Annotated in this window: 18 protein-coding genes; 16 read left to right on the top strand and 2 right to left on the bottom strand. The window is 37.3% G+C overall.

The features are described 5' to 3' along the window. Positions 1 to 15 precede the first annotated feature (15 nt). The 5 genes from RB215_RS08530 to RB215_RS08510 all read left to right on the top strand — a co-directional run bounded on the left by RB215_RS08530 (position 16) and on the right by RB215_RS08510 (position 7,441). Positions 16 to 948 (top strand): sugar kinase, encoded by a 933-nt coding sequence (locus RB215_RS08530; protein WP_309216218.1) that lies wholly within the window; start codon positions 16 to 18, stop codon positions 946 to 948. A gap of 57 nt (positions 949 to 1,005) precedes the next feature. Further along, positions 1,006 to 1,626 (top strand): bifunctional 4-hydroxy-2-oxoglutarate aldolase/2-dehydro-3-deoxy-phosphogluconate aldolase, encoded by a 621-nt coding sequence (eda, locus tag RB215_RS08525; RefSeq protein ID WP_309216217.1) that lies wholly within the window; start codon positions 1,006 to 1,008, stop codon positions 1,624 to 1,626. 10 nt (positions 1,627 to 1,636) lie between these two features. Continuing rightward, positions 1,637 to 2,719 (top strand): class II fructose-bisphosphate aldolase, encoded by a 1,083-nt coding sequence (gene fbaA, locus RB215_RS08520; protein ID WP_309216216.1) that lies wholly within the window; start codon positions 1,637 to 1,639, stop codon positions 2,717 to 2,719. After that, the gene (locus RB215_RS08515; RefSeq protein ID WP_309216215.1) at positions 2,716 to 3,696 is read left to right on the top strand and encodes a class 1 fructose-bisphosphatase; all 981 of its coding nucleotides are present in this window, start codon (positions 2,716 to 2,718) and stop codon (positions 3,694 to 3,696) included. Before fbaA ends, RB215_RS08515 begins: the two co-directional genes overlap by 4 nt. A 694-nt stretch (positions 3,697 to 4,390) precedes the next feature. Beyond that, complete coding sequence (locus tag RB215_RS08510; protein WP_309216214.1) at positions 4,391 to 7,441, top strand: TonB-dependent receptor; 3,051 nt, start codon at positions 4,391 to 4,393, stop codon at positions 7,439 to 7,441. Positions 7,442 to 7,506: 65 nt separating this feature from the next. On the opposite strand, the gene RB215_RS08505 is transcribed toward RB215_RS08510, so the two are convergent. After that, positions 7,507 to 8,238, bottom strand: a complete 732-nt coding sequence (locus RB215_RS08505; protein ID WP_041454459.1) for a FadR/GntR family transcriptional regulator — start codon at positions 8,236 to 8,238, stop codon at positions 7,507 to 7,509. 403 nt (positions 8,239 to 8,641) lie between these two features. Between RB215_RS08505 and RB215_RS08500 the strand changes: the two genes are divergently transcribed. Further along, entirely contained in the window at positions 8,642 to 9,085 is a 444-nt protein-coding gene (locus RB215_RS08500; RefSeq protein WP_309216213.1) for a hypothetical protein, read from the top strand. 309 nt (positions 9,086 to 9,394) lie between these two features. Here RB215_RS08500 and RB215_RS08495 read toward each other — a convergent pair whose 3' ends face one another. After that, a complete protein-coding gene (locus RB215_RS08495) occupies positions 9,395 to 10,915 on the bottom strand; it encodes a catalase (RefSeq protein WP_192532102.1) in 1,521 nt (506 codons plus the stop codon). 418 nt (positions 10,916 to 11,333) lie between these two features. On the opposite strand from RB215_RS08495, the gene RB215_RS08490 reads away from it, so the two are divergent. From RB215_RS08490 to RB215_RS08445, 10 genes are all read left to right on the top strand, one after another. After that, the gene (locus tag RB215_RS08490; RefSeq protein ID WP_309216212.1) at positions 11,334 to 12,929 is read left to right on the top strand and encodes a hypothetical protein; all 1,596 of its coding nucleotides are present in this window, start codon (positions 11,334 to 11,336) and stop codon (positions 12,927 to 12,929) included. Between the two features lie 170 nt (positions 12,930 to 13,099). Then, positions 13,100 to 14,236, top strand: a complete 1,137-nt coding sequence (gene csm6, locus RB215_RS08485; RefSeq protein WP_309216211.1) for a CRISPR-associated ring nuclease Csm6 — start codon at positions 13,100 to 13,102, stop codon at positions 14,234 to 14,236. A 70-nt stretch (positions 14,237 to 14,306) separates the two neighbouring features. Then, entirely contained in the window at positions 14,307 to 14,510 is a 204-nt protein-coding gene (locus RB215_RS08480) for a hypothetical protein (RefSeq protein ID WP_309216210.1), read from the top strand. 68 nt (positions 14,511 to 14,578) lie between these two features. Next, positions 14,579 to 15,265 (top strand): VWA domain-containing protein, encoded by a 687-nt coding sequence (locus tag RB215_RS08475; RefSeq protein ID WP_309216209.1) that lies wholly within the window; start codon positions 14,579 to 14,581, stop codon positions 15,263 to 15,265. Positions 15,266 to 15,268: 3 nt separating this feature from the next. After that, the gene (locus tag RB215_RS08470; RefSeq protein ID WP_309216208.1) at positions 15,269 to 15,964 is read left to right on the top strand and encodes a PP2C family serine/threonine-protein phosphatase; all 696 of its coding nucleotides are present in this window, start codon (positions 15,269 to 15,271) and stop codon (positions 15,962 to 15,964) included. Then, entirely contained in the window at positions 15,951 to 17,354 is a 1,404-nt protein-coding gene (locus tag RB215_RS08465; RefSeq protein ID WP_309216207.1) for a protein kinase, read from the top strand. Before RB215_RS08470 ends, RB215_RS08465 begins: the two co-directional genes overlap by 14 nt. A gap of 3 nt (positions 17,355 to 17,357) precedes the next feature. Continuing rightward, complete coding sequence (locus tag RB215_RS08460; protein ID WP_309216206.1) at positions 17,358 to 20,681, top strand: AAA domain-containing protein; 3,324 nt, start codon at positions 17,358 to 17,360, stop codon at positions 20,679 to 20,681. Then, positions 20,665 to 22,140, top strand: coding sequence for a hypothetical protein (locus RB215_RS08455; RefSeq protein ID WP_309216205.1), 1,476 nt, complete (start codon positions 20,665 to 20,667; stop codon positions 22,138 to 22,140). Before RB215_RS08460 ends, RB215_RS08455 begins: the two co-directional genes overlap by 17 nt. Positions 22,141 to 22,143: 3 nt before the next feature. Further along, on the top strand, positions 22,144 to 24,507 hold the full coding sequence (locus RB215_RS08450) for an AAA family ATPase (RefSeq protein WP_309216204.1): 2,364 nt from the start codon (positions 22,144 to 22,146) through the stop codon (positions 24,505 to 24,507). Next, positions 24,507 to 26,264: a hypothetical protein gene (locus tag RB215_RS08445; protein ID WP_309216203.1), complete on the top strand. Its 1,758-nt coding sequence runs from the start codon at positions 24,507 to 24,509 to the stop codon at positions 26,262 to 26,264. The genes RB215_RS08450 and RB215_RS08445 overlap by 1 nt, the downstream gene beginning before the upstream one ends. Positions 26,265 to 26,374: the final 110 nt, after the last annotated feature.

Genomic DNA, 26,374 nt, shown 5'->3' with positions numbered 1-26,374 from the left:
AGGATAACTTCCAAAATGAAAAATATTTACTTTCTTGGTGAATGCATGGTCGAGCTTAGAGCTATGAGTGAGGCAACACTGCACCAATCATTTGCAGGTGATGTTTATAATTCTGCCGTTTATTTAAAGCGTAGCTTTGCGCAAATTTCGACCTCTGTTGTAACCGCTTTAGGCCAAGATAACTTAAGTAAAAAAATGCTTGAACGCTTTGAAAGCGAACAGTTAGACACTCAGTTTGTATTTGCTCACGATACCAAAGTACCGGGCATGTATTACATAGAAACGGATGAGCATGGCGAGCGTAGCTTTATTTATTGGCGCAGTGATGCTGCCGCTAAAAAGATTGTTGATTTTTTAACTCCCGATCTTGTTGAGCAACTTTCACAAGGTGATATGTTTTTCTTTTCGGGTATTTCACTCGCTGTAATAGAAGAAGGAGCGCGTGAGCGCTTTTGGCAAATTGTAACGCAGCTCAAAAATGCCGGAGTAAAAATAGTATTTGATCCCAATTACAGAGCGCGTTTATGGAAAAACACAGAGGAGACGAAAGCGCAGTATCATTTAGCGTTTTCTGTTGCAGACATTACCCTGCCAGGCGTTGAAGATTTAGCCACACTTTATAATGTGCATAGCGTAGATGCGGTTATTGAATACTTACAAAAATATAAAATTGAAGAAATTGTTGTTAAAAATGGTCCAGCATCAGTTGTGACAAAACACGACAATACACTTCAGAGCCATACTATTATACCGGTTAAAAATGTTGTTGATACAACCTCCGCGGGTGATGCTTTTAACGGTGTATATTTAGGTGCGCGTTTATCGGGGCTAACTATTGAAAACGCAGTACAACTTGCTGCAAAAGCCGCCGGTGCAGTTATACAACAACCCGGGGCTATTGTGCCAAAAGATATATTTCAGTTAGCAATGGCTGAAGCCGGTATTTAACTAAATTTAAAGGCCGCATCAGTTCGGCCGCATTATCTTTAATAAAGGAACAAGGTTATGACTCGCTTTTCTGAACTTATGTCAGGGCAAACATTACTGCCTATAATTCAAGCCGACACACCAGAGCAAGGCGTTAAAATAGCTCAAGCTATGGCCAATGCTGGCCTTACTTTGGTTGAAGTAGTACTTAGAACTGATGCATCGTTAGATGCATTAAAAGCTATTAAAGAGCAGGTGCCAGCGCTTAAAGTAGGTGCTGGTACAGTAATAAATACTGACATTTTAGAGCAAGCACTTGCAGCAGGTGCCGACTTTATTGTTACGCCAGCAGTGTCTCCGCAATTATTAGCCGCGCTAACAAAATGCAATGTACCGGTACTTCCTGGTGTGTCTAACACGGGTGACATTTTAATGGCGCTTGAGTACGGTTTTGAAGAGCAAAAATTATTCCCTGCATCGCTCGCTGGTGGTGCACCATTCGTATCGGCTGTATCGTCAGTATTTAGAGCTGCTAGCTTTTGTCCTACAGGTGGCGTAAGCGAGCAAAATAAAATGGATTACTTATCTTTAAATAATGTATTTGCTGTGGGTGGTACTTGGATCGCAAATAAAGAGTGGGTTGCACAAGAAAACTGGCAAGCAATTACTGACTCGTGTATTCAAGCATTAAAGTACTAAGGAACAAACAATGAAAGATTTAGCCCCGGCAATATTGCCAGGTGTAGTAGTTGGCGACGATGTAAGAATTGTATACGAACATGCACGTGCTAATCAGTATGCTTTACCTGCGGTAAATGTTGTTAGTACAACGTCTATTAATGCAACGCTTGAAGCTGCAAAAAAAATGAACTCGCCTGTTATTATTCAGCTTTCTAATGGCGGCGCACAATTTTTTTGTGGTAAAAGTTTGGTATTACCTGAGCAACAATCTGCAGTACTTGGCGCAGTTAGTGCGGCTAAATATGTACATACAGTTGCTGCGCATTATGAAATACCCGTAATGCTACATACAGATCATGCTGCTAAAAAGTTACTACCTTGGATAGATGGTTTGCTCGATGCAGGTGAACAGCACTTTGAGTTAACGGGCAAACCACTTTTTAGCTCGCATATGATAGATTTATCTGAAGAACCTTTAGAAGAAAATATAGAGATATGTGCGCGTTATTTAGCGCGCATGAGCAAAATAGGGATGACGCTTGAAATTGAACTTGGTTGTACCGGTGGCGAAGAAGATGGTGTTGATAACTCTCACCTAGACAGTTCTGCACTGTATACGCAACCTGAAGATGTTGCTTACGCGTATGAGCGATTAAGCAAAATAAGCCCTAACTTTATTATTGCGGCGTCTTTTGGCAACGTTCATGGTGTTTATAAGCCGGGTAACGTGGTACTTACACCAACCATTTTAAAAGATTCACAAGCTTACGTATCAAATAAATTTAATTTACCCCCTAACTCAATTAACTTTGTATTTCATGGTGGTAGTGGCTCAGAGTACGACAAAATTGTTGAATCTTTAACCTATGGCGTAGTTAAAATGAATATTGATACCGACACCCAATGGGCGTGTTGGACCGGTATTTTAGATTATTACACTAGCAAGCAAGCGTACTTACAAGGCCAAATTGGTAACCCAGATGGGGACGATAAACCCAATAAAAAATACTATGATCCACGCGTATGGCTTCGCCATTCAGAGCATAGTATGGTTGCAAGGCTTGTTCAGTGTTTTAACGATCTAAATTGTGTAAATAGGTATAGCGCATGAAAAGACTAAATACAGTATTAAAAGAAGATGGCGTACAAACCGATCTTATTTTACTTATTCGTACAATTTTAGCGACCAGCAAAGAAATTGCTTTTAGAGTAAGCCAAGGTGAATTGGCCGGTGTTTTGGGTTCAACCTTAAATGAAAACATTCAAGGTGAAGTGCAAAAAAAGCTTGATGTAATAGCCAATCAACTACTTAAAGATATTTTGCTAGACGACAACTCAGTGAGAACTGTAGCGTCAGAAGAAGAAGATCACGCAGTCGGAGCCAACCCAGAGGGTAAGTTTATAGTGGCATTTGACCCACTTGACGGCTCTTCTAACATAGATGTAAATGGCCAAATAGGCACTATTTTTACTATTTATTTAGCCCGAGATGATGTGCCCTATGATAGCGATGAGCAATTTAACCAATTAGGTGCAAACCAAGTTTGCGCGGGCTATGTGCTTTACGGCCCCTCGTCATTACTTGTAATGAGTACTGGCGGCCCTACACGGTGTTATACATTAGACTCTACACACGGCGGTTACTTACTAACAAATAGCCAACTTAGTGTGCCAGAGCAAAGCAGTGAGTTTGCCGTAAATATGGCTAACTATCGCTATTGGGATGAGCCTACACAGGTATATTTTGACAAGTTGCTGTATACATGTAAAAGCTTTGATAAAAGCTCAGTGCGTTGGAACGCTGCTATGGTGGGAGATGTACATCGTATTTTATGCCGTGGCGGGTTATTTTTATATCCACAAGATAACCGCGCTGGTAATGAAAATGGAAAAATAAGACTCCTCTATGAAGCAAACCCATTAGCCTTATTAGTAGAAAATGCCGGCGGTAAAGCCACTTCAAAAGGGGCCCGAATATTAAATATAGCCCCGACTAACTTGCACCAGCGAGTGCCTGTTGTTTTAGGCTCTATAGCGCCAGCTGAATATTTTAATAGCACTGTTTATAACAGTAATGCTAAATATTAGTGTATATAAAACGTGTAGCGATGTGTTAAGGCCAATACATGCTATTTGGTTGCTCTTTTGTGCGTTACCCACATAGATGTAGGTAACGCGCATTACCCCACGTTTACTTGAGTCGGCTTACTCGGCTCTTGCATGGGTGTAAGGCTAAAATAACGCATAAGCAGTTATCGAGCCCATTAGAGGGTAAACTCGCGTTAATTTTATTTTTTGCTCCTCCTTATTACTCCTTAATTACTCATACCTTAATAAATCACACTTAAAAGCCTTACTTAAATTAATAGCCTCAAGTAAATACCAATACAGGGTAATAAATTGGTAATAACAAGAAGCCGTTGCTGGTAAGTTGTTTGTGGGCGTTTTATGCTTGTTTCGTTATTCTTTTGTGAATTAATTGTTCTTTTTTTGATTGTTTTTAGTGGCAAAAGTTATTTTATTATGGTTATATGACCAAGCTGGTTAACAGCGTAGGGTTTTATTTATACAAATTGGTAAAGTATAGGTTTTTATTTGGTAATGTAAGTGGGTTTGTAGCGTGAAAAATTGATTTACAAATTTTTAGCGTTAAAGAAAAAACCACACCTAATAATAAACGCAGTAATAAAAGTCCTTTAACAAAAAATAGCTGCCTTAGTTCATTTACACAAATAAACGGCTAGCAACACACTTCACACACAACTAGAAAGGAGAATTTGTAATGGCGTTGAACAAAAAACATATAAATAATGTTGAAGCGTACAAACAAGTTCGTAATCGATTTAAACTTAGCCCAGTAGCTAAATTAATTAAAAACAGCGTTATTACAGGTGTATTAGGCTCATTTGTTTTTTCCGCAAATGGACAGGAAGCCGTTGAAAATACTCAAGCAAAAGAAGACGTTGAAGTTATTAGTGTTACAGGTACTCGTAGAACTATACAAGACCAAATAGCAATTAAACGCGAATCAACTACTGTGGTCGATGGCCTTTCATCAGAAGACATTGGTGATTTACCGGCGTTATCTATCGGTGAAGCACTTGAATCTATTACTGGCGCTGCCTCTCATCGTGAAAATGGCGGTGCAACAGAAATAACTATTCGTGGTCTTGGTCCTTTCTTAAGTGCAACACATATTAATGGCCGTGAAGCGACTAATGGTAGTGGTGATCGCTCAGTTAACTTTTCACAGTTTCCATCTGAGCTGGTAAAAAAAGTAGCCATATATAAAACCCAAGACGCATCAATGATAGAAGGTGGGGTAGCAGGTGTAATTGCACTTGAAACCATTACTCCGCTCGACTTTGGTAAGCAAAGTATATCTGGCGAAGTTAAATTAAATTACAACCCAGATGAAGGTAACGTAGATAACTCACTACAAAGTGATATGGGCTATCGCGGTACGTTTAGTTATGTAGATCAGTTTGAATTTGACAATGGCCAAGCCGTTGGTGTGTCGTTTGGTGTACAGCGCCAAGATATTAGCCAACCAGAAGCTGAATATAGAAGCTCTAGCCCATCGGGTTCATCATTATGGGCTTGTATAAACGATCCTAACAATACCAATGAGGGATTTTATCGCAGTAAAGCTGGCGACTGTGAAGACCAAGTAGCGGGCGATGAATTAAAAAACCAAGGTTATCAAACCAAAATAGACTCGCAAACTGGTAAAGCAGAAAGTGACGGTACTCCATATGCTTGGACTGGCAGTAGCCGCAGCTTTCGTCAAAATGAAACGTCTGATGAGCGTGATGCGGTGTTTTTTGCATTACAGTACCAGCCATCGGCTGCGTGGGATATTAACATTGATACGCAAATATCAGATAGAACACAACAAGAAGCGCGTCACGATCTAATCTTTTTACAAAAACGTGCTACACCAGGTATAACAGGCCCTACATTGGTTACCAATGATGTAGGTGGTATTTTGCATTGGGAAGGTGAAGAGCGCATAGAGTCGGCGGGTGAGCAATTTTCTCGTGAAGAAAACTACCAAGGCTACGGCATAAACATTGAACATACTGTTACCGATAGATTAACAGTTGACTTAGATTTAGCCTATTCAAAAACTGAACGAGAAGAGCTGCAAATATCTAACCGCGGTAGGACTTCAAGCCAAAAATTCTTTACCTGGGATATGGGCACAGAAATACCTCACTTTACGTTAACAGACTTTGATGTTACCGATATTTCAAACTTTACAGATAGCTTAAGAACACGTTTAGATCGTGAAAACGTTCGTGAGAACGAAGTTATGTCAGCTCGACTAGATTTTGATTACTTACTCGAGGGTAATGTTTTTACTAGTATTAAGGGCGGCATTAGAACATCAGAATTGAGCTTTGTGCAATTTGGTGGCAGCCAAGGTAATGGTTCAAGAAACGAATTTACGTTAGATTCAGGCACTGATGCGCTTAATGTGCTACAAGGATGTCAAATCGACTTCCCTGAATCAGGTTTTTTATCAGGCGTATCTGATGGCAATATTGTAACCAATATAGATGCTGATGGTAATGCAATAGGCACTGGTACAGGCTCATCATGGGCAACCTACGATAACGTTTGTTTTTCTCAAGCAGTTGCCGGCTCTAACGTAGACGGGCAGTTTGCTTACCCCGATGTTGAGTACGAAAATACAGGTACAATAGATGTAACCGAAAAAACAACATCAGTATATTTAATGGCTAATTATGATACTGAAATGTTTGGTAAGTTTATTCGCGGTAACTTTGGTCTTCGTATTGTAGATACAGAAGTTACGTCGATTGGTTTTAGAAATAGCTTTGATATAGTAACAAGTGACACAGGTGTGCTTTCTCTTGTTGAATCAAGTTCAGGCTTATTAGATAGAATACAAAGTGGTGGCGATTACACTAAATACTTACCAAGCTTTAACTTAGTTATTGATTACAGTGAAGATATTTTACTTCGGGCGGGTATATACCGTGGTATGTCGCGTGCTGATCCATCAAATTTAGGTTACAGCCGTACATTTGAAGAAGATAAAGAAGGTACTGCAACATCAATTAGTGATTTACTAGTAGGCGTAAATGGTTCTGGTAACCCAAATACTCAACCACTTATGTCGTGGAACTACGATGCCGCTTTTGAATGGTACCCAAATGAAGACTCGATTTTTGCGTTAAGCCTTTACTACAAACAGTTCCAAGGCGGTTTTCAACTGCAAACAGTTATTGAAGACTTTATTGTGGGCGGTGAAACAGTATCTTTGCCCATTACTAACTCTGTTACCTCTGACGAAGATAGCGAAATATTAGGCCTTGAAGCCTCATTTTCATATCGCTGGGATAACGGAATTGGTATGAAGTTTGGTTATAACTTTGCCGACACTGATTTTGAGTTCCAAGATAGTTTATACGGCGACACGTATGAAACTGATGTAGATGGAAATTCAACTCAACTGCAAGCAGGTATTATTCCACCAGCTTCAGTACCTGGCTTTTCAAAGCATGTATTTAGTAGCCAGTTGTACTACCAAATTGGTGGATTTGATACCGCGGTTATTTACAAATACCGTAGCGAATACTTCCAACCTTACACATCTAATGGTACTCGCTTACGTTATGTAGACGGGGTAGGGGTGTGGGAAATGCGCGCATCTTATAAAATTAATGAGCACATTAGAATTAAAGCAGAGGCAATTAACTTATTTAGTGCACCTAAATCACAAGACTTCTTTGTTGAGGGGAACTTAGGTGAAGTGAATGACTACGGCCCACGCTTATTCTTGGGTATGAGCTTTAAGTTCTAAATTAAAGCAACTAACACAAAAAAGGCTCTAATTTAGAGCCTTTTTTATTTGGTGAACACACTAACTTAGTGGGTTAAATGGGTAATAGAATACAATCCACGCGTTTCATCTGTTTTACGCTTTATCTCTTCAAGCGCTTTAGCTTCACTCGCTGCAAATAATGCGTTAATTAATCGGTTAAAGTGGTTATGCATTGCTTTTCTTGCTGCTGATGAGTCATGCGATGCAATTGCTTCGTATATAGCAGTGTGTTCTTGTATTCGTTGCTCGTTACTTTGCGAACAAACATCTTCATGAGCCGAGATAATTTCAGGTTCGGTTAATCTCAACTTCCAAAGATTATTAATTGTTAAAACAATAGCGTTATTGCGGGTTGATTGCGCAATAATTTCATGAAAACGTTGATCGGCTGCATTCGCGGTTTCAGCAATACGCATGTCATCAAGTGTTTGTTTTAACAACGCTAACTCTTCACTTTGTATCGTTGCGGCAGACAGTGCTGCAGCCTCTGCTTCAACCAAAGCACGGGCTTGAGTTAGCTCAAATGCACTAATTGGTTTAGCGAAGCTTTCTGACTTTTTAGTGTCAGTAACAAAAACACCAGATCCCGTTTTTACTTCAACGCGCTCTCTGACTTCAAGTGCAATAATTGCCTCGCGTATAGTTGGGCGGCTTACTTGGTGAATTTCGGCTAACTCACGCTCTGCTGGTAACCGTGTACCCACAGGATAAATGCCTTGATCTATCGCGGTTTCTAATTTTTCAACAATTGTCCAAAAACGTCTGCGCCTTTTCATTTTCATATCCTCTGATTTAAATTGTTGTAAATTCATAATGTTGCCACAATAGAAAATTAATAAGGCTACTTTACGCCTACTTTGTAATCGTAAGTTAATTGGTAATTTTATAATACTAATTGGTAAGATAACTCCCTTCAAGAAGCTTGTCAAATTGGCTTCACTTTTCATGTAAGGTATTGATATACATTTCTCTATTGATAAATACCTAGCGTATTATTGCAAACAAAAACGCATTTATTAATCAATCTTATTTACAAATAAATCTAAGGCATAATACTGTGGTTTGAGGTAGCCTATTCAACACTTTAAAAATGCATTTATAAGCAATTAAAAATTTGGCGATTAAATACATGGCGTATTTAAATACATAAGTTAAATATATCAATAAAAGGAGTTTAGTATGAAAAGTTATAAAGCATTCCCGCTTGAAGTTAAAAATGACATAACAGAGTCAATTAAAAGTCAGTTTGGTGATACTTTTTCAAATGATTTAATTTTAACCTTTATTCGGATAATGGAAGAGTCAACATTTGTTGAATTTGACTTTGCGGATTTATTAGCATTTTTAGCCGAGTGTAAACATGGTTTTAAAACCTTTTCTAATCAAGATACGTTAACTGAATTTGTTAAATCAAATCAGTACACACCAAAGGCTTTATTTGGGCATAAAAAGTTGCTTGAAAACTCCGAGACTAATTTTATGGATGACTTTTCTGATAGTGTAAATAAGCTTAAACAGCTTGTAGCAGATGATGGTTTTTTATATGTGTCGGCTGGCTTTAATCAAGACTTAAGCGAGCAGCAAAACGGTTTTGAGTTTTTTATGATTAGCTGTCATGAATAGAGAAGGTTAATTATGTAGTGGAACTGGTATAAGGGAGAATATATAAGTGCATTATTTAAATAGGTTATATAAATTAAACCACAGACTAAGGTTAACTACATTTATTACTGCTGTAATTAGCTGGCTTTTTGTTAGAAAAGCCAGCTAGCAATAACTGCGTTTTAGCATAAAACTCACAAATAGACCGGGTTACACTATTAAGCCAATAAAATCATTTGCCCTTTAAGGGCAGCAAATATTACAAAGCATCCTTGCTTATTAAAACTGTGTTTCTAGCTGTAATATCAAAATTTAGATATAACTAATAGTTTATAAGCAGCCAGGTAAATGTTTTGCAGGGTCTGTTTCACGTGCTTTTATTGCATCAGCAACCGTCATTCCAAGGGCTTTAGCAACACCTTCACCATAGGCAGGATCGCACTGATTACAGTTACGAATATGACGATATTTAATAAAGTCATAGGTATCACCCATTTGTGCCGCCGTATTACTAAATAGCGCTTGTTTTTGCTCATCATTCATTAAGTTAAAAAGAGCGCGTGGCTGACTAAAGTAGTCGCTATCGTCTTCACGGAAGTCGTAATGTTTAGCATCGCCATTAATTTTAAGTGGCGGTTCAACATATTGTGACTGCTCTTGCCACTGGCCAAAGCTATTCGGTTCGTAGTGTGGCCTTGCGCCATAGTTACCATCAACACGGCCTTGTCCATCGCGCGCATTGCTATTAACAGGGCAGCGAGGTTGATTTACCGGCACTTGATTATGATTCACGCCTACACGGTAGCGCTGTGCATCAGCGTAGTTAATTAAACGGGCTTGTAGCATTTTATCTGGTGATACACCAATTCCAGGTACTAAATTACTCGGTGCAAAAGCAGCTTGCTCTACGTCAGCAAAGTAGTTATCAGCGTTTTTATTTAACTCATACTCACCTACTTCAATCAGTGGGTAATCACCTTTAGGCCATACTTTAGTTAAATCAAAAGGGTGATACGGCACGTTATCAGCTTCGGCTTCAGGCATAATTTGCACATACATTTTCCATTTAGGGAAGTCGCCGCGCTCAATCGATTCAAATAAATCTTTTTGATTACTTTCACGATCCATAGCAACTATTTCAGCAGCTTCTGCATCGGTTAAGTTTTTAATACCTTGCTGTGTACGAAAATGAAATTTCACCCAAAAGCGCTCACCGGCTTCATTCCACAAACTATAGGTGTGTGAGCCAAAACCATGCATATGTCTATACGAGGCAGGTATACCACGATCACTCATTACAACTGTTACTTGATGGAGCGCTTCAGGTAATAAAGTCCAAAAGTCCCAATTGTTAGTTGCAGAGCGCATATTAGTACGAGGATCGCGCTTTACCGCTTTATTCAAATCTGGGAATTTAAGTGGATCACGTAAAAAGAATACAGGGGTATTATTACCAACCATATCCCAATTGCCTTCTTCGGTATAAAACTTTAATGCAAACCCACGAATATCACGTTCAGCATCAGCAGCGCCACGTTCACCAGCAACCGTACTAAATCGAGCAAACATTTCGGTTTTTTTACCAACTTCGCTGAATATTTTTGCACAAGAATACTTACTAATGTCGTTAGTAACAGTAAATGTGCCAAACGCGCCAGAGCCCTTTGCATGCATACGGCGCTCTGGAATAACTTCGCGTACAAAATTTGCCAGCTTTTCATTTAGCCAAACGTCTTGAGCAAGTAATGGCCCACGCTTACCAGCGGTCATACTATTTTGGTTATCAACAACAGGCGCACCGCTGTTAGTGGTGAGAGGGGTATGGTCAAAAGGACATCTTTTATCACTCATACAATTGCTCCTTTAATGATTATTTAGAATGAAAACAAAATACACTGATTACTCAATACTATACTAATAGCCCAAATAGTATAGTACGAGAATTAGCCGAGGTAGATCCCTGTAAAAAATGGTATTTAAAGTTTTATAAAAAGGCTTTTAGATCAGCAGTGGTTGAGCACAATAAATTTAAAAATAACAATGTGGGGACGAAAAGCACGTTAAATAAACTTTAAAAGTAAAGATCATTTTATTTCTAAGGTATGTTTTGAGTCTTCTAAAGCAGTACGGCAAACATAAATAAGTATGCTATGAATGATATTTCCTTGTATTAAACAAAATAGTTAAAACTACTTTGCAAGCTTGCGATCCTCTTTAATAAATTTTTTAATTTAATATTAAAGGCCTTAAAGTACACAAGGCTTAAATAATGTTAACAATGCAACAAACAACTCATTCAGTTTCGATCACCAATTTTGAATTTATTAAATCAACTTTTCCGGAACTATATCGTTTAGCAAACGAAATGGAATATTATTATTCAACCGACCATAGTTGCGCTTTACTAAAAGCTCGCTTATTTGCTGAGGTTTGGTGTCATCAGACAGCACAATTTTTCAATTTAAAATTAGCAAAAAGCACAGATCTCAGTCAAAAAATAAATCAGTTAAAGCTTTTATCTACGGTCCCAACTTATATTATTGATGAATTAAATCTAATAAGAACGAGCACTAATCATGGGGTTCACGCATCTCAGGAGTGGGAAGGGAGTTGGCGTTCAGTTGTTAGTAGTAGCCGTACACAAGTAAAGCAAACACTTAAGGCTATTTTTGAGCTTGCTCAGTTTTCTTACTTTAATTTAGCAAATGAGCTAGGAGAGCAGGCTATATGGCAAGAGCCTGTTTTAGAAAATACCGTTTCTAATGTAAACCTTGCTTTAAATGGATGCCCCCAAGCAAACTTAGCAATTGCAGAACAAGCGTATTCGCAATTGCTCTCAATAAAAAATCAAGTATCTATTGTGAGCAATATAAAAAGTAAAAAGGCTTATAATCAGTTAAATAAAAAAGACTTAGAGTATTGGTTATCTCGAGCGCATTCATTAAATGCTTCGGGTACATGGCAACTATATGCACAAGCTTACGAGCAAAAATTTTTAGAAGAGTCTAAAACTATAAATGCAGAGTATTGTTATAAACAGGCTATAAAAGAATGCACTACGGGTAAATCATACTTTTTATATGCTAATTATTTAAATATAATAGGTCAGCCTAAAAGGGCGTGGATTCTTTGTGAGGAGTCTGCAAAGCATGGTCATCATCAAGCTATTATTACTTTGCAGAAAAAACACTATAGATCAGATGATAGTATTTATAATAATTGGGTAAAGCAGGGGGTTGAGCACAAGGAAATCAACTCATTTACCATAGATGCAGCAAGCAAACTCGAATTATGGTTAATAGATAAAGAAGATGATTTAGCAAAAAAACGAGCGCGTACGGCGTTAATTACAGCGCAAGCAACGCAAGCACCTGGCTATCAGTATTTAAAAGCATTTTGTGATTACTTTGGTTACTGGGGTAAAACACCAAAATTAAATGTAGTTAGCGAGCTTATTAATAATTATAAAAACTTGCCGAGTACAGTGTATTATCAAACTCGGTTATTTAGCATACTAAAAGAGCACACCGAACATAGAGTAACGGCTATAGAGATTGGCTGTGTCGCAATAAAGTTAGAAAAAAATATAAAAATAAAAGCACAAATTCAGTTTGAAATAGCAATGCTGATGAAAGAAGAGCTAGCAAGCTGTGGCAAAGTAAAATGCAGCTTTGGGTTAAAAGCGTTAATAAAAGAGTCGGCCCAACTGGGATACGAAAAAGCTAAACAATTTTTAAAACTTCCTGTAGGCAAGGCACTAATGCGCGATAATTCCTTTGTTACTCATACAACAACATTTAAACAACCCAATCGTAAAAAGCAAAAAATAGCTAAAAAACAGGCAAAAAAAGCAAACAAAAAATAGTTATACCAAAACAATGTTAACTTTAAATAGGTGTAAGCTTATTTAAAGTTAACAAAATGATGTTTAAAAACACAATATAAATTAATTAACTCAATAACATATGTTACTTCTAGTTTTACTTAAGCCGCCTTTGGGGTAAAATACAATTATCTCATACAAAAGGATTCTTGATGAAACATATCCTACTAATTGTTACTGGTGCAAGCCCACAAGTATTAACCGAAACTCTTTTTGCGCTTTATCAGCAAGGTAAGCCTATTCCCGAAGAGATTTTTGTTATTACTACAAAAAGCACAAAGCCAATGCTTACTAATGGATTATTTGAGCAAGGTCATTTAGCTAAACTAATAGCAGATTACCAACTTCCTAATATTAAACTTCCCGATGAAAATATATGGCTAATAGAAGATGACAAAGGCCAACCTATTAATGATGCTAAATCTGAAATAGAACAAACTTACATGGCCGACTTTATTACGCGTAAAGTGTTTGAACTTACCAATAAAAACGATATTAGTATTCATGCGTCTATTGCGGGTGGGCGTAAAACAATGGCGTTTTATTTAGGTTATGCCATGTCATTATTGGGTCGCGAGCAAGATTCGCTCAGTCATGTATTTGTGAATAACGAATTTGAATTTGTTAGAGACTTTTACTACCCAACACCTTACGACCACATTATTGATGGTAAAAATGGCGCGCAGGTCAATTGTATTAATGCAAAGGTAACTCTTGCTGAGATCCCATTTGTGCGAATGCGACAATCTATCGACGAAACCCTCATTGCAAATATGCAAAGTGCATCATTTAGCCAAACAGTAGCAAGCTTAAATTCAGCTCATAAAAAAGATTTAACCCTTGAAGTAAACGCAAAAGCAAAAACGCTCACCTTTGCAGGTATCGAAATTAAACTTACCGCAAAAGAAACCGCCTTTTATTTATGGTTAAACCAATACAGCCAAAGTGAACATAAAAAGCTAGTTGTGGGTCGTGATTTTGAAGAGTCTTTGCGTTACAGCAAAGAATATCTCATGCTTTTACAGCAAAATAGTAGTGATTTACGTATATTCCGCGATACGTTTGGCATAGAGCCCGAAGATTTTAGAGATGGTTTGCACAGTAATTTAAAGGTAATGGAAAAAACCTTTGTGCAGCAAACTTGCAGCCGCATAAAGAGTAAAATAAATAAGGTGTTACCCAACGAGCTTGCTAAAAAAATAGCGATTGACTCCAATAACCAAAGCTTTGAAACAAGCTACTGGTTAAGCGCAGTAACACACAATATAAAAATAAATATAACGGCTTAATATTCACAAGCTTGCAAACGCATAAAAATAATAACGCATGGTAAATTAGTTGATAAGGAAGTAATCAGGAATGAAGCAATCAATGAACTTTGAACATATTCAGCCTAAGTGGCCAGAGCTACACCAGTTAGCCGCTTTTGCAGAGGATTATGCGATTACCGATCCGCAAAGCTCATTGGTTAAGCTGCGTTGCTTTGCCGAAAAAGTAGTCGGCTACTTATATAAAGAACTTAGCTTACCTGTTTTACCAACGTCTGTTATCGCAAGCTTGTGAAGTTCATTTAAAATTTTAATACATTAGTATTGATTTTAACTTATCAATTTCCAAATAAAGGAATATAAATGTCTTTAAACAAATTTGTTGCCAATAAAGCGCGACCTCTCCCTGTCATTATCATGGCAGACACTAGTGGCAGTATGTCAGTTGATGGTAAAATTGACTCTCTCAATCAATCTCTTCGCGATATGATCGAAAGTTTTTCTGAAGAAAGCAGAAGCAGAGCTGAAATTAATGTTTCAGTAATAACGTTTGGTGGTCAAGCTCAAGTCCATTTGAATCTAACACCGGCTCATCAAATTGAACAAATAGAAGAGTTGAATGCAACTGGTGGGACTCCTCTTGGCCAAGCGTGCAGATTAGCGAAAGAGTTAATCGAAGATAAAGAAATTATCCCATCGCGCGCTTATAGACCTGTAATTATTCTATTGTCTGACGGGCATCCAACAGATGATTATAATTCAGCATTCAATGAATTAATTAATAGTGAACGTGCTCAAAAAGCGACTCGCTTTTCATTATCCATTGGTGCTGATGCAGATGACAGCGTGTTATCTGAATTTAACAATGACATTGAAGCTCCTGTCTTTCATGCCAAAAATGCAAGTGATATTCATCGCTTTTTCCGCGCGGTTACCATGAGTGTTTCTAATCACTCTAAAAGCCAATCCCCAAACCAACCGATGAAACTTGAATTTGCTGAAGTGAATACGGGCGAATTAGTCGAAGACGATTTTGATTTAGATTTTTAGCAAATGCTAAAGCTAATTAAAACATCAGTAATTGGACCAGGGCATATCGTTGATGATTTGCCCAATCAAGATGCTGTTGGCCATTACGGTGACAAACATAACTGGGCAATTATCGTTTGTGACGGCATGGGTTCAAGGCCTCTGGCTCATGTTGGGGCACGTACCGCAATTATCTCGATTAAAAATGTTCTTCGGAATTCACTATTTGATGCAACAGCTAAGTCGATAATTTCAGGATTGTACCAACACTGGCTTAATTCTTTAAAAACGATGAAGGTCACTCCTAATGATGCTGTAACGACAGTATTAATTGCTTGGGGTGATCATCAAGGGAATTATCGGACGTTTCAGTTAGGTGATGGGATTATCTGCACTCCATCTAAAGTAATCACACCAACAATAAACGATGAATTTTCTAATGTCACAACAGGTTTAGGCCTATCTAAAAAGTTTAGTGATTGGTCAATTAGCGAAGGAATATTATCTGATGAAGATAATAGTCTTCTACTTGTAAGTGATGGAATAAGCGAAGACATTATTGAACATTCTTCATTTACTCAAGCCTTGATGGAGTACTCAAAAAATAAATCATCAAGACGGATAAAAAAGCATTTAAAACAGATGTTAATCAATTGGCCTACACCAAATCATACCGATGATAAAAGTTTAACTATGGTAATTTACAATGACAAAAAATAAAAAAAAAATTGTTTATGACAGTCAGGGAAATGAATACGAACTGACAGGAAAGATTGGCGAAGGTGGTCAAGGAATGGTTTGTAGTACAGACCGTTCAGGTACGCTAGTTAAGGTTGTTAATACCAGAGATCCAAAGAAAATCGAGAAAATACTCAAACAAATAAAATGGATTGGTCAACAGAATCTTAGTGATTTAAATATGGCATTACCGCAAGTTGCGATTGTTAAACCAAAGCATGGCTATGTAATGGAATTAATGGATGGGCTTATCCCATTAGAAGAAGTCTTAAATACTAGTTTTAATGACCTTCAAGACAATGAAAGCACAGAACAATATTTACAAACTGGTGGCGTATCGAGACGAATCAAACTGCTCTTAGAAATTGCAAAAACATTATCTGAATTGCATTCTCGAGGTTATGCTTACGGTGATTTATCTCCAGCTAACATTTTTGTTTCACAATCAATAAATCATTCGCAAGTTTGGTTTATTGATTGTGACAATATCTGCTTCAACGAACGCGAAGGTGTTACCCACCTGTATACGCCTGGTTATGGTGCGCCGGAAGTTGTACGAAACGAACAGAATGTTAATAGCCTGACGGATGCTTGGGCATTTGCTGTAATCGCTTTTGAATTGTTAACACACCAACACCCGTTTAAGGGCTTAGGAGTTGAAGATGCAGAACCAGAAATAGGCGAGCAACTGGCTTTTGAAGGAAAATTCTCATGGGTGTATGACACTCAAGACGACTCAAACGAATCAACGGGCGGAATTCCGCTAAACGTTGTTAGTAATAAAGAAATCGGTAAGCTATTTCAACAATGTTTCGAAGAAGGCAAAGTTAATCCGTTAAAGCGCCCATCGTTAAGCCAATGGAGAGCAGTATTACAACAAGCTGTAGATAAAACACTTGATTGTCAGTCTTGTCGTCATCAATTTTTTTATAATGAACATGAAGTAGATCAAATTTGTCCTTTTTGCGATAAAAATGCAGCTCCTGATAGTTTTATTAAATTTGAACAAGTATTGGTGGTTCAAGAAGAAGGTAATGACCACTATCATTTTCTAAATAATATTCGAATCCTTAATAAAGACAGTAATATGAGATTTAGTTCTGCACCTTATGGAACTGAATTATGGGATAGTGCTGATGATTTATTAGAGATCAAATGGGTTGAAGATAAGCTGGAAATATTACCTATTAACTGTGCTAAATTTCATATTAACAATTCAACGAAAGGGATCGATTCTTTTCACAAAAAAAATATACCTCTAACTAGAATTAATCCCAATAATCCTTATTACGTTTCAGCTTGGCGACCTAGTGATATTGAAGATGATGAACATCTTAAATTAATACAGAGCTATCGCTGGAGTATGCAATAAATCATGGAATTATTAACATCTAAATTAATAGAACCTGATGTGGTGGAGTTAACGCTAGAGGATTCTAATCAGATAGGATTGGGTTGGGTCGTTGGTGAAACCGTTGAAATACTTGAAGACAATGATTTGTTCTATCTTAAACAAGGTGACTACTTTGAAGAAGTTACATTTCAACATGCATCATTATCGCGAGCGCTAAATAGGAATGAGCCACAAGATGTGATTGCCGTTATTTGTTATAAAACCTCTAGTGCAGTTGCTATCAAATTTATGTACGTACGTGATCTTTGTCCTGAAAAAATAACAATCAATCTTGATGCTGCTTCAATAAATGTTATCGCGAAAGCGGTTGATGGCGAACCTAATTTTGAAGAGATGCAGTTGTGGTTTGAACAAAATTTTTATTTAGATTATCGTCAACAAAAAGCGATGCTATGTGAATTTTCAGCGACTGCGTTAGGCGATAGTTATAAAATTATTAGTGATAAATATGCTGCTGGCGTTATTAAAAATGGTAAATCATGGTTTATCAATACGCTTACACCATTAACTAGAACACCTGAAAAATTAACGGTTTTTGTTGGTGAACATGAGTTAGTTAAATATGACTCAAGTGAGCAAATAAATGAACCTGTACAACAGTTAATGTTAGAGCAGCATACAAAATTGCATGGTAGCTACTTTCAGTTATGGCTCAAATATTCTGAAACTCATTGGTTACAAGCATCTCGTATAGCGAAAACGGCAGGTTTTCTTGCTTACAGTGACTGTGAATCAATTTCTGATGAAAAAATACGATATAAATTTATTTTAGGCGAAAATCCTATTCAAAACTTTCTTAATCACTACAAAGCTGAGCAAGAAAATATAGGTGAACGGTTTAATATTGATAACTTAGAATTACAAGTATCAATAGACGTACCTGATTATTTAACAGGGGAAGAAAGCTCACTAAATTCCTCTTCAGAAAAACCTAATAAGTTAGTGTTGTTATCTAAACTTAAATTTCATAATGGTAAGCTAGAAGCAACTGCTAACAAAAGACCACCTAAAAAAGGCGTTATTTACATCTCTCTTAATGGTATTAAAAAAGCACAAGAGAGAAAAATGTCAGCGTTTTCATTGCTTCGTGAAGGTAACAATCCACTCCCCCAAATTAAACATATTTTTGAAGGTTTACAGCCTCCAGAGTTAAGAGCTAAACGAATTAAGGCATTATCAGCTAAAGCTAAAGCGCGTTTTAAAGGCGAAGACCCTACTCCACTGCAAGAAAAAGCGATTAAAGTTGCGCTTAACACGCCTGATATCGCGTTAATTATTGGCCCTCCTGGGACAGGGAAAACACAAGTGATATCCGCATTACAGCAACGTATTGCTGAAGAAGGTGACAAATTTGGATCGCCAATTCAACACCAAGTATTGTTGAGTAGTTATCAACATGACGCTGTCAGTAATGTCGTCGAAAGATCAGGCGTTTTTGGGTTACCCGCTTTTAAAATTGGCGGACGTGAAAAAGACAGAAACTCTCAATCAGGTGTATCAAAGTGGTCACAACAGCAAGTCGATAAATTAAGCCCTGTTATTCAAGATGAATTACATAAATTTGATGAATATAAATCATTTGAAACAATCAACAAACTAATCTTGTCTATTAGGCTTTCTAACTCTCCTGCGCAGTTAAAAACGTTTCTGCTAACGCTTAGAAAAAAGCTTGATGAATGGCAAATCGATTATGGATTTAATATCCAAGCATCAGCTTTAAATGCTATTGAAACTTTAACTGACAGGTTTTCAGTGTTGAGTTGCTTCAATCTTTCTACAGAAGATAAAACAACGCTTTATCCTAAAGTGAGGGGCTTAAGAACAACGCAGCTTAGTTTTGATGATGATGGTTTAATGCGTGCAAATAGTTTGTTAACAGCATTAGAACGTTTGAATGAAGTCGATGAAGTCCTGAAATATGCTAAAGAGCTGAAAAACTTAATTAATGACAAAGTAAAGCCGTCACAATACAAATCAATTAAGGACAGCTTGCTAGAGGGATTGAAATCACCGTATGTCATAGCAAACTCACGTCAAATTACTGGTAAGGAAATTGATTGTTTAGAACAACTGCAAGAAACACTTGAAGTGTCACTGACAAGCAATCCAACATTGGGGAAACTCTATATACGCCAACAATATGTTGAGACATTACGTAATCAACCTGATTTGGTTGAGCGCTCAATTGAGCAATATGTAACAGTCCTTGGTGCAACATGTCAGCAAGCCGCTAGTGACAAAATGTCAAACCTTAAAGACGTTGAACATAGCACTAGTATTAATTTTGATTCCGTTATCATAGATGAAGCAGCTCGTGCTAATCCGCTTGATTTAATGATACCCATGGCGATGGCAAAAACTCGAATTGTGCTGGTGGGAGATCATAAGCAATTACCACACATGCTTGAACCTCAAGTTGAAAAAGAGCTTCAAGACAAGAGCGAACTTGAAATTACAGATCATGAATTACTCAAACAAAGTTTATTTGAACGACTTTATCATGATTTAAAAAAATTCGAAGATGAAGGTGGCCCTAAGCGAGTGGTGATGCTAGATACACAGTTTAGAATGCATCCTGTGCTTGGTGATTTCCACAGTAAAGAATTTTATGAATCAGCAGGTTTACCCCCAGTTCAGCCAGGTTTAAAGCCAAAAGACTTTCCGTTAGATATTCCTAACTATAAAGATAAATTAGCCGTGTGGATTGATGTTGGTAAAAAAGCAGGAAAAATGCAAACCCGCAATGGTTCTAAATACCGTGAATGTGAAGCTGAAATTGTTGCACAACAAGCAGCCGAAATTTTGAACGCTAGACCCGATTTATCCGTAGGAATTATTACCTTTTATGCCGCACAGCGTGAAACCATACAAAAAATGATGGTTGATAAAGGTATCATGCAAAATAACTTCGGTGAATATGAACCTAGTTCAGGCTATGACCTGCTATCTAACGGTGATGAGCGTTTTCGTGTCGGTTCAGTTGATGCGTTTCAAGGGAAGGAGTTTGACGTTGTTTTATTATCGACAGTAAGATCTTGGAAACGACCTTCAAAAACAACTATTGATATTGTTAATAAACAACTTGGCTTCTTAAGGATAATCAATCGAATTAACGTTGCCATGAGCCGGCAAAAACGCTTATTAATTGTGGTTGGTGATAAATCATTAGCAGATGAAGAATTAGCAAAATCTATTGACTTCGACGATGGGATAAAACAACAAATACTTCCAGGTTTTAACGCGTTTTATAAATTATGCGAAGGAGAATATGGCAGTGTTCGCTAATACTTATTTGTTACAAACAAAACAGCCAGTATTTGATGCCAAATCTATGTTATGGCCAGTTCACATGTGGCAAGTCTACACAAATAGTCCCAAAGGAAGAAAGCTAAACGTATTTGAAAAGACTATTTTACAGCTATTTAAAGTGTCCGATAAACGTAGTTTAAGTCATGATGATATTGGTAAATGGTTGGGATTAGAAAGTGACATGGTGAGTTATATCATCGCTGCCCAGCTTATTCCAAATGGATGGTTGACTGAAAAAGGAAAAATAACAGAAAGTGCCCTTAAAATGCTTGATGAAAAACCAAGCGAGAATTTAACAACGGCTTATGTTTTTCAATGTGCGATCACCAAACAATGGTTACCAAGAGTTTGTTTTGATCTTAATGAAATATACTCAAATAATGTATCTGGGAATCCGAGATTTAAGTTTAAGCGTGAAAGTGATTACGAATCTAGGCCTTTTGTCATCAATACTAAAAACGTTAATGTGCAACCGCCAAGAGAACAAGACTTAAAATCAATTGCTATTGATTATCAAGAAGCTATTTATGTTGCACAAAACACGCGTGATAATGACGAATGGAAACCACAACAATCTAGCTTTGATAAATTAACGCTTGTTGATAGCAGTCACGAGGCCGTTTATCTAACAGTTTGGGGTGATACACAAACTAGTTTTGAATGGACATTGTACGATCCGTTTGGCGTTTCAACTAAATCTACATGGATGAAAGAACTGTTTAAACACGGTTGCAAAGCTAATAAGGGATTAGGGCAAATGGCAGTGTCTGAGCTAGGTTCAGTGGATGCAAACATGAGCTATGAAGAGGCATGTGCTTCCTTTGCTGAAACCGCAAAGTTTGACTTGTTAGTTAAATATCCAAATACCGATAAAATAACGGGCCTAACTGATGTCTTATTTGAAATGGTTGAAGCTCATAAGCGTATAACACATGAACGAAATACAAGTCAAAAGATACCTCATAACAGTGCTAAAGCAAAATTAATCGTTAGCTGTGGTCAGGTTTTAGAAGTGATATGTGAACACTTGTTAAAAGAATATGAATTAACCGATAGCCACCGTTTGCCTAAACCTCATACAAAAAATGGTACTGAGATTATTTCACATTTAATAGTTGAAGCGACAAATATGTCCGTTGATATGCTGGCTGAATCAACGAGAGTGCAACCTTCGCGTGTGTATAGTGCAGCGATAGGTAAAAACAGTTCACTTCGAGCACAACTTGTCGCTATTTTTATATCAATGGCAACGCATCGTGAACATCCAATGAAGTTTCTGCTTGATGATGAAACATATTTTAAGGATTTTTACTCCTTAACCTTTCTCCGTGATGACTGTGCACACAAAAAGCCTCCAGCAGTTTCACTAGATACAGCGAATAACGCTGTTGATTTGATCCAAACTTTCGTAACAAAATTATTTAATGGAATTTAAAAAATGGCTAAGAATAAGAACAAAAGTAATACTAATAGTACTATTCCATCAAAAGCATCAAGTAAGAACAATCAAGTATCCGGTGCAATCAAAGGTTTACTAAGCAAAGCCGGAATAGAGTTGGATTCTGGACTTGAAAATAAGCTTAATGCAGAGCAAGAAATGCAATTGTCAGAATTAATTACCAATCTTACAATGTCAATTGACACTAATGAAAAAAAACAAACCGAGTTAACGACTAAGCAGCAGGTTCTTACAAAAGGTATTGACGAATTAGAAGATCGTAAGAAACGTGTCTTAGCACAAGACAAAGAAGTGACTCAATTACAGAACGATATACAAAAAAAATCAACATCGTTATTACAACGTGAAATGGAATGTGCCAATATTGAAGCAGATTTAATGGAGCGAGAAGCTAATGCGGAAGCTGGGTTTGTCATTGAACGTCAAGCATCTTTAACCACACATAAAGAAGCACTGATTCGATTAGATCAAGAATTAAAAGATTTGGAGCAACAGAAGATAAAGACAGATGTTGATCTAATTACAGAGCAACGTCAGCAAGCTAATGAATTTGAACAGTTGATGCAATCAAAGCTCGCTAAAGAAGTTCAGTTACTTAATGATGAAAAAGCTTCATTTGAACAACTTCAACGTAAATTAAAAGAAGACTACATAGAATTAAATACGGCAAAAGAAAAGTTTAGTATCAAGCTTGCTAGCCAAAAGCGAGAGACTCAAGCGTTACGTGATGAACTAACAAATGATTTTGAATTAGAACAGCAGCTATTAACGCAAAAGCTTGAATCACTTGAAACATTTCGTCAACGTGATTTAGAAAAGGTTAAAGCTTTACAGAACAAAATAGAAGGTTTTAATGAACTAGAGCGCGAAGCGAAAATGCGTGAATTCGCACACCCTAGTGATGTTTTAGAACACTTAGATAGCGTTGAACAAGAGTTAAAAGAAGCACGTTCAAAATTAAAAGGACGTGATGAAACAGATCTTGAAGAAGAACTTGAATACTTTAAAGAGATCGCAGAAGAAAAAACTGAATCATTAGAGCGCATGCGCCAAGATTTGGATGAAGCACAAGCCAAAGCACGAAAAAATCAGCTGAGCATCCGTGACAAACTCGAACTTCAAGCGCAAAACGATACCTTAGAATTACATAACCAAACATTAAAAGTTTCGATTGATAGCCTTAAAGCCACTTTAGATGACTTGATAGACAAACAACAATCACAACAAGCGTTTAGTGAATTGACCAAAATGGATCGAAAATACGCTGAGCCTACTGCAACAACATCAATAAGTTCATTAGGTGAGTTTTCAGATGAATTGCAACACAGAATAGCAACCGCAGAAAAAGGCGTTACGTTATATTACGACATGAACGTGTTACGTAAGTTTGTGGCTGGGCTTGCTATGAGTCAACTACACGTATTTGAAGGTATCTCAGGTACAGGTAAAACAAGTTTAGTGAAAGCGTTTGCTAAAGCGGTGGGTGGTCATGTAACCACCGTACCAGTGCAAGCTGGTTGGCGAGATCGTGATGATTTATTGGGACATTATAATGCGTTTGAAAAACGTTATTACGAAAAAGAGTGTTTACAGGGGCTGTATCAAGGCCATACGCCGAGTTTCAAAAATCGATTTAACATTGTGTTGCTTGATGAAATGAATTTATCACGTCCAGAGCAATACTTTGCTGAATTCTTGTCTGCTATCGAAATGCGAGAAGGCGAACGTAATATCGTACTCATGGATTCTAGCGTTACTCAACCGCCGAAGCATTTTGTGGAAGAACGAAAAATTCCACTTGGTAACAACACGTGGTTTATGGGAACGGCAAATCATGATGAAACAACCTTTGAATTTGCAGATAAAACACATGATCGTTCATTTATGATGGAATTAAAGCGTCAACAGAAACCTAACAACTGGAGACCCAAGAAAGTACCTAAAGATATTATCGATATAGCATCAGTCATTAGTTTGTTCGATGATGCACAATCGACCCACAAAACTGATGTCGATAAATTATTAACAACGCTTAAAGAATCAGAATTTACCAAGGTGCTAGAAAATGACTTTGGTATAGGTTGGGGAAATAGGTTCGAAACTCAAGCTCAGCGCTTTATCGCTGTATACATTGAATGTGGTGGCGAGGCGATTGAAGCCCTTGAACATTTGCTGATTACTCGTGTACTAAGAAAAGGTAAAGTCTTAGGTCGCTTTGACATTTCGCAAACGAAATTAGAAAAGCTGCATGAAGCATTGGAAAAATTACTGGGTAATAAATGTAATGAATCGTCGGATATTTTACAGACAGAAACAGAATTAAAAGAAGAAGGAGCTTTTTAATGAAACTCTATTCTCGGTTAACCGGGCAATGGATTAACATTAAACAAGATGAATCGCTACCATCAGGGCTTTATGCCGTGATGGTAGGCGACCATTTAACTCAGATAGTTGATGATGGTAGTGGTAAATATCAACAAGGCGAAACTAACTTTTACTTTGATATTGAACAACGTGGCCAAGCAGATAAAAGCAAAAAAAATGATGGTGAATCATTAACCATTGCGTTTGATGCCATTGAACATATTGTTGATAAATTCAAAGACAAAGATATTAGTGAATTTAGTCATTTATTACCGCCAGAAGTCTCACAATTTATTAAGCCAACAGGTTTAGATCAAGCGATAGAAAAAGGCTTTGAACAAGGTGTATTTCAAACGATAAATCAACGGCCTCGTATGAGCATGCGATACGACGTTGAATTAATGGCAACTAGCCGTGTTAAACGATACGCGTCTAACTATCAAGCGCATTTAGTGGCGCATTCTGAATGTTGGCAACAACGAACATTCACAGGCATTATTCCTAAAAAGCTCAAAGGGCAAATATCTGAAGACGAAATTATTATCTATGAAAATATTGTTTACGCGAGACTGATTGACCATTTATTGCGTTACATTGCTGGTGGGCAGGCAAGAATTCAACAAATATTAGATGTAATTAAAGCGTTTGGTGCGCTTGATACAGTAAATAGCACTCATCATTATGTCACTCAAATATCAAATGATTGGGGCCGTGCATTTGGTAATACTGATATTGATGAATTAGAAAAACAAAGTCATGACCAAATCGAATTTTTAAATGAATTAAAAAGTAAATTAATTCAAATGAAAAATGGCGCTTTACATCGCGCCATTCCACAAAAGTTACAAATAGCTATTAGCTTAAAATCTACCAATATATTAATGCATGATGAGCATTATCAACGGTTAGCGACTATTTGGCGAACGTGGTCAAAAATATCAGCGAATAGGCGTCTTAGTCCTAAACAATTACGAGCGATGAAAGAGCAACGTCAAATTAATTATACGGATTATGTTACATCAATCATCACACAAATATTCAGTAACACAGGCTGGAAAATCAATCCTGACATGACATCCGTAACATTAATGGGTGACTTAACATTAAACGTTGAAAATAATGAGCAAGGTGTTTGGGTGATAAGTCATGATAACGAAATCTTGCTTCGATTAGTGGTGAATGCTGAGCCATTAGAACAACGTGATATATCAATGTTAGGTTTAAAAGCAACGTGTGTCGTTGTGCCTCAAATTAAAATGAGTCAGGCACCAAAGAATGTTTTTGAATTATCGCCATTGAACCTTCATGGCAAAGAGAGCCTAGCAAGATATATTACTTCACAAATATGGTGCTGGTTACTTACCGTTTACATGAAACCGCTTCCCAATAATTTACCGACACCAGTTAAGAATGAATTGGACTCAAATCATACTATTTATAACCCACTTACTCATAAACAACTTGATGCTGTGTGTAAGCAAGCTAACTCAACCCTTGTAGAAAGAATTAAACTCAAAAGTAATGTTGCCCAGTTTGTGCGTCATTGCCCTTATTGTGGTGACGAGGCTAATGAACATTCATTTAACAATGATATTAATGGGTATTTCAAAGGCCAATGTAAGAATAAGTCATGCGGTTCTGTTTGGACACACGATCCCAATAACTCATCATATTTTAAGCTAAATGATGAAAGTGACACTAGCGGGCGTTATGCCTTTTCGTTAATTAAAACTTAGATAAATAGTACTTAATAAAACTTCGCAAGCTTGTAAACGCCACAATAATTGTGGCGTCTTTATGATGTAATCTCATTTAATAAAAGAGACTACATCATGACCCAGTTAGC

This window comes from Pseudoalteromonas sp. HL-AS2 (assembly GCF_031198805.1).
Taxonomy (GTDB): domain Bacteria; phylum Pseudomonadota; class Gammaproteobacteria; order Enterobacterales; family Alteromonadaceae; genus Pseudoalteromonas; species Pseudoalteromonas nigrifaciens.
The sequence above is the reverse complement of the archived record's forward strand: the minus strand, read 5'-3'. Positions and strand labels throughout refer to the sequence as shown.

Coding starts and splice junctions, on each gene's coding strand:
- RB215_RS08530 (WP_309216218.1), top strand. CDS start 16: ATGAAAAATATTTACTTTCTTGGTGAATGCATGGTCGAGCTTAGAGCT.
- eda (WP_309216217.1), top strand. CDS start 1,006: ATGACTCGCTTTTCTGAACTTATGTCAGGGCAAACATTACTGCCTATA.
- fbaA (WP_309216216.1), top strand. CDS start 1,637: ATGAAAGATTTAGCCCCGGCAATATTGCCAGGTGTAGTAGTTGGCGAC.
- RB215_RS08515 (WP_309216215.1), top strand. CDS start 2,716: ATGAAAAGACTAAATACAGTATTAAAAGAAGATGGCGTACAAACCGAT.
- RB215_RS08510 (WP_309216214.1), top strand. CDS start 4,391: ATGGCGTTGAACAAAAAACATATAAATAATGTTGAAGCGTACAAACAA.
- RB215_RS08505 (WP_041454459.1), bottom strand. CDS start 8,238: ATGAAAAGGCGCAGACGTTTTTGGACAATTGTTGAAAAATTAGAAACC.
- RB215_RS08500 (WP_309216213.1), top strand. CDS start 8,642: ATGAAAAGTTATAAAGCATTCCCGCTTGAAGTTAAAAATGACATAACA.
- RB215_RS08495 (WP_192532102.1), bottom strand. CDS start 10,915: ATGAGTGATAAAAGATGTCCTTTTGACCATACCCCTCTCACCACTAAC.
- RB215_RS08490 (WP_309216212.1), top strand. CDS start 11,334: ATGTTAACAATGCAACAAACAACTCATTCAGTTTCGATCACCAATTTT.
- csm6 (WP_309216211.1), top strand. CDS start 13,100: ATGAAACATATCCTACTAATTGTTACTGGTGCAAGCCCACAAGTATTA.
- RB215_RS08480 (WP_309216210.1), top strand. CDS start 14,307: ATGAAGCAATCAATGAACTTTGAACATATTCAGCCTAAGTGGCCAGAG.
- RB215_RS08475 (WP_309216209.1), top strand. CDS start 14,579: ATGTCTTTAAACAAATTTGTTGCCAATAAAGCGCGACCTCTCCCTGTC.
- RB215_RS08470 (WP_309216208.1), top strand. CDS start 15,269: ATGCTAAAGCTAATTAAAACATCAGTAATTGGACCAGGGCATATCGTT.
- RB215_RS08465 (WP_309216207.1), top strand. CDS start 15,951: ATGACAAAAAATAAAAAAAAAATTGTTTATGACAGTCAGGGAAATGAA.
- RB215_RS08460 (WP_309216206.1), top strand. CDS start 17,358: ATGGAATTATTAACATCTAAATTAATAGAACCTGATGTGGTGGAGTTA.
- RB215_RS08455 (WP_309216205.1), top strand. CDS start 20,665: ATGGCAGTGTTCGCTAATACTTATTTGTTACAAACAAAACAGCCAGTA.
- RB215_RS08450 (WP_309216204.1), top strand. CDS start 22,144: ATGGCTAAGAATAAGAACAAAAGTAATACTAATAGTACTATTCCATCA.
- RB215_RS08445 (WP_309216203.1), top strand. CDS start 24,507: ATGAAACTCTATTCTCGGTTAACCGGGCAATGGATTAACATTAAACAA.